Genomic DNA, 4,631 nt, shown 5'->3' with positions numbered 1-4,631 from the left:
TCCCCGCCCCCACGACCCCGGCGAAACCGCCGGGACTCGGCGAACTCATCGCCCCCGTACGCGGACGCCTCACCGCCGCGATCATCGCCCAGGCCGCAGCGGCGGTCTGCTCGATGATCCCGTTCATCGCCGTCGCCGAACTGGCCCGCGCCCTCCTGGCGCCCGGCGGCCCCGACGAAGGCCGCGCCTGGGCCGCCGCCTGGACCGCCGTCGGCGCCCTCGTCGCCCGGCTCGTCCTGTACGCCGCCGCCGGAGTCCTCACCCACCACGCCGACGCCGACCTCCAGCTCGACCTGCGCCGACGGCTCGCCCGCCACCTCGGGCGCCTGCCGCTCGGCTGGTTCACCGACAACAGCTCGGGCGAGGTCAAGAAGGCCGCTGCCGACGACATCTCCACGCTGCACCACCTGGTCGCCCACACCGCGCTGGAGGTCACCACCGCGCTCGTCGCCCCGCTCACCGCCCTCGCCTACCTCCTGACCGTGGACTGGCGGCTCGCCCTCGTCGCGCTCCTGCCCCTCCTGCTCGGCGGGTATTTCCTCAAACAGGCCATGTCCGGCGGAGACGAGGTCACCGCACGCTTCTTCGGCTCCATGGGCGCCGTCAACGCCGCCGTCGTCGAACTCGTCCACGGCATCACCGTCATCAAGGCGTACGGCCGCACCTCCCGCGCCCACCGCGCCTACGACGACGCCGCCGACAGCTTCGCCGTCTTCTTCCGCGACTGGATCATGAGCACCACCCGGGCCAGCACTGCTGCCGCGCTCGCCCTCTCCGGCCCCGCCGCGCTGCTCCTCGCCACCGCCGCCGGCACCCTCTTCGTCACCCAGGGCTGGGCCGACGCCGTCGACCTCGTGCCGTTCGTCCTGCTCGGACCGGCCATCACCGGCTCCGTCATGGGGCTCGCCCAGTCCGGGCACGCCGTCCAGGGCGGCGTGCAGAGCGCCCGCCGGCTCCACACGCTGCTGGCCGTCCCCCCGCTGCCCGAACCGGCCCGGCCGACGGCGCCCGGCACGGACGGCCGGGTCGAACTGGAGGGCGTGAGCTTCAGCTACGACGGCACGACCCAGGTCCTCGGCGGCATCGACCTGACCCTGCGACCCGGCACCGTCACCGCCCTGGTCGGCGCCTCCGGCTCCGGCAAGTCCACGCTCGCCCGGCTCGTGCCACGCTTCTGGGACCCCACCGCCGGCACGGTCCGCATCGGCGGCACGGACGTCCGCGACCTCGCCCCCGCCGACCTGTACCGGCAGGTGTCCTTCGTCTTCCAGGACCCGCACCTGCTGCGCACGACCGTCCGCGACAACATCCGGCTCGGCCGGCCCGACGCCGACGACACGGCCGTCGAGCGAGCCGCGCGCGCCGCACACGTCCACGACCGGATCACCGCACTGCCGCGCGGCTACGACTCGGTGATCGGCGAGGACGCCGTCCTGTCCGGCGGCGAGGCCCAACGCCTCTCCGTGGCACGGGCACTGCTGGCCGACGCGCCCGTCCTCGTCCTCGACGAGGCGACCTCCTTCGCCGACCCCGAGTCCGAGGCCGCCGTCCAGCAGGCCCTGTCCGCGCTCGCCGCCGGCCGCACCCTGCTGGTGATCGCCCACCGGCTGGCGACCGTACGGGACGCCGACCACATCGTCGTCCTCGACGGCGGACGCGTCGCCGAACAGGGCACCCACACCGAACTACTCGACCTGGACGGCCGCTACGCACACCTGTGGGCCCTCCAGCAGAAGGGAACCGCGCGATGACCGCGCTGCTGACCCGCGTCCTGGGCCACGAACGGACCGAGGGGCTGCGGCGCGTCATGCTCTGGGCCGTCCTCGCCGCCGTCCTCCAAGGCGCCGCCTACGCCCTCCTGGTCCCGCTGCTGACCCGGCTCCTCAGCGCCGAGCCCGCTGACGCGTGGCCCTGGGCCGGCGCCCTCGCCGCGGCCACCGCCGCCTACGGGGCCGCCGCCTTCGCCGCGACCGTACGGGGCAACCGCTTCAGCGCGGACCTCGGACGCCATCTGCACCGCCGGATCGGCGACCACGTCGTCGCCCTGCCCCTGGGCTGGTTCGGCGGCGAACGCACCGGCGCGCTCGGCGAGTTGGCGGGACAGGGCGTCGTCCAGGTGATGAACGCCGCCGCGAACCTGCTGCGCCCGCTGTGCAACGCCCTCGTCACCCCGGCCGTGGTCGTCCTCGCCACGTTCGCCTACGACTGGCGGCTCGCTCTGGCCATGCTGGCGGCAGCGCCCGTCGCCGCCGGCGCCTACCGCTGGTCCGGGCGGCTGATCGGCCGCGTCGACCGGCAGACCCACGCCGCCGCCGTCGAGACCGCCGACCGGCTGGTGGAGTTCGCCCGCCACCAGCCCGCGCTGCGCGCCTTCGGGCGGACCGCCGAGGACCACGAACTCCTCGACGCCGCCCTGCGCGAGCAGCGCGCGAAGGCCCGCGCCGCCGTCCGCACCGGCGTCCCCGGCATCGCCGGGTTCGCGCTCGCCGTGCAGCTGTGCTTCACCTGCGTCCTGGTCCTCGGCACGGCCCTCGCGCTCGACGGCTCGGTCGGCGCGGGCGAGCTGATCGCCGTGCTCGTGCTCGCCGTGCGGTTCGTCGAACCCATGGGCGCGGCGGCCGAGCTGGGCGGGGCGCTGCGGATCGCCCGGGGCACCCTGGAACGCCTGGACGCCGTCCTGGCCACCGCCCCGCTGCCCCAGCCGGCGGCCGGAACGCCGCTGCCCGAGGAGCCCGACGGCCCTTGCGGCCCCTGTGGCATCGAACTCGACGCCGTGTCCTTCGGCTACGAGGACGGGCGCACGGTCCTCGACGGATGCGACCTGCGCGTCCCGGCCGGGCACACCGTGGCCCTGGTCGGGCCCTCCGGCTCCGGCAAGACGACGGTGACCCGGCTGATCGCCCGCTTCTGGGACGCCGGCTCGGGCACGGTCCGCGTCGGCGGCACGGACGTCCGCGACCTGACGACGGACCAGCTGATGTCCCGGCTGGCCATGGTCTTCCAGGACGTGTACCTCTTCGCCGGCTCCATCGAGGACAACATCCGCGCGGGGCGCGAGGACGCCACCGACGAGGAGGTGCGGGCCGCCGGCCGGCTCGCCCGCGTCGACGAGATCGCCGAGCGGCTCCCGGACGGCTGGGCCGCCCGCGTCGGCGAGGGCGGCGCGGCCCTCTCCGGCGGCGAACGGCAGCGGATCTCCATCGCCCGGGCCCTCCTCAAGCGGGCCCCGGTCGTCCTGCTCGACGAGGCGACCTCGGCCCTCGACGCCGAGAACGAGGCCGCCGTCCAGGACGCCCTGGCCGCGCTCACCGCCGACCGCACGGTCCTGGTCGTCGCCCACCGCCTCGACACCGTGCGCGGCGCCGACCTGATCGCCTTCCTGGACGGCGGGCGGATCGTGGAGCAGGGCACGCACGCGGAGCTGATGGCGCTCGGGGGACGGTACGCGGGGTTCTGGCGGGAGCGGGAACAGGCGCGGGGGTGGAGGCTGGCGGCACGGTCCTGAACGCCTCCGGCGCTGAGAGGCGCTGAGAGGCGCTGTGAGGGAAAGGGGCGGGCGGCACGGTTCAGTACCGTGCCGCCCGCCCCTTGTGTGTCACCTGCCGCAGGTCACCAGATGGATGCCGGTCCCGGTGACCTGGCGCCCGGTCACCCGCAGGCCCGCGCGGGCCACCAGGTCGTCCAGCTGCCGGGGCGTCCGCTCGCGCCCGCCGAACAGCACCAGCAGCCGCAGATCCATCGCGGCGCCCATGTCGGCGCGGCGCCCCTCGGTGACCAGGTTCTCCACGACCAGGATCTCGCCGCCGCCGCCGTCGGCGGTCGCCTCGGCGCAGCGGCGCAGGATGCGCACCGCGTCGTCGTCGTTCCAGTCGTGCAGCACCCAGGTGAGGAGATACAGGTCCGCGCCGGCCGGCAGCGGGTCGAAGAAGCTCCCGGGGTGCACGTCCGCGCGCTGCGCGTGCCCGGCGGCGTCGAGCGCGCCGCGCGCCTCCTGGGCCGTCTCCGGCAGGTCGAGCAGCGTGCCGCGCAGCCCGGGGCGCGCGGTCAGCAGCCGGGCGAGGAGGGAGCCGGAGCCGCCGCCGACGTCGACCACGTGCCCTTGCTCGGGCCACGGGTGGGCGGCGACGACCTCCGGCGCCGCGAACGTCGTGTGCACGGCCATCAGGTCGGCGTAGGAGCGGGCGAGGTCGGGGCTGTCCGTGGTGTCCTGCCACAGGGACCGGCCGTGCACGAGGGGATAGGCGGGCTCGCCGGTGCGCACGGTGTCGAGCAGCCGCCCGAACGCCTGGTCCATCCGCCCGCCCATGCCGTCCAGGTCGAACCAGGCCCGCAGCCCGAACGGCCCCCGCTCCCTCAGGAGTTCCGCCGCGGGCGTCAGGGCGTAGGTGTCCGGCGCCGGCTCGGCGAAGACACCCCGGCCGACGAGGACCCGCAGCATGCGGCGCAGGGCGTCCGCGTCGGCGCCCGCGGCCCGGGCCAGGTCGGGCAGGGCGGTGTGGCCGGCGGCGATGTGGTCGGCCAGGCGCAGGGTCGCCGCGACCCTGATCGCCCACGGCGTGACGAGGTCGGCGAGCGCGGTCAGGTCGACGCGCGCGGGGGCCGCCGTTTCCGGGAGGGGGGTCATGTCGCTC

The 4,631-nt window shown here is 75.8% G+C and carries 3 protein-coding genes; 2 read left to right on the top strand and 1 reads right to left on the bottom strand.

What is annotated here, in order from left to right:
• Both AOK24_RS44120 and AOK24_RS44115 read left to right on the top strand, forming a co-directional pair.
• A partial coding sequence (locus tag AOK24_RS44120) for an ABC transporter ATP-binding protein (protein WP_055725432.1) occupies positions 1 to 1,751 on the top strand: 1,751 nt, incomplete at its 5' end.
• A complete protein-coding gene (locus AOK24_RS44115) occupies positions 1,748 to 3,505 on the top strand; it encodes an ABC transporter ATP-binding protein (protein WP_055725431.1) in 1,758 nt (585 codons plus the stop codon). The genes AOK24_RS44120 and AOK24_RS44115, both read left to right, overlap by 4 nt.
• A 90-nt stretch (positions 3,506 to 3,595) precedes the next feature.
• Here the strand turns inward: AOK24_RS44115 and AOK24_RS44110 are convergent.
• Positions 3,596 to 4,631, bottom strand: a 1,036-nt coding sequence (locus tag AOK24_RS44110) for a methyltransferase (RefSeq protein ID WP_338060983.1), incomplete at its 5' end; no start/stop codon positions are given.

The organism is Streptomyces niveiscabiei, from assembly GCF_001419795.1.
Classification (GTDB): domain Bacteria; phylum Actinomycetota; class Actinomycetes; order Streptomycetales; family Streptomycetaceae; genus Streptomyces; species Streptomyces niveiscabiei.
The sequence above is the reverse complement of the archived record's forward strand: the minus strand, read 5'-3'. Positions and strand labels throughout refer to the sequence as shown.

What these genes read in the sequence shown, in the direction of transcription:
- AOK24_RS44115 (WP_055725431.1), top strand. Translation starts at nt 1,748, where the DNA reads ATGACCGCGCTGCTGACCCGCGTCCTGGGCCACGAACGGACCGAGGGG.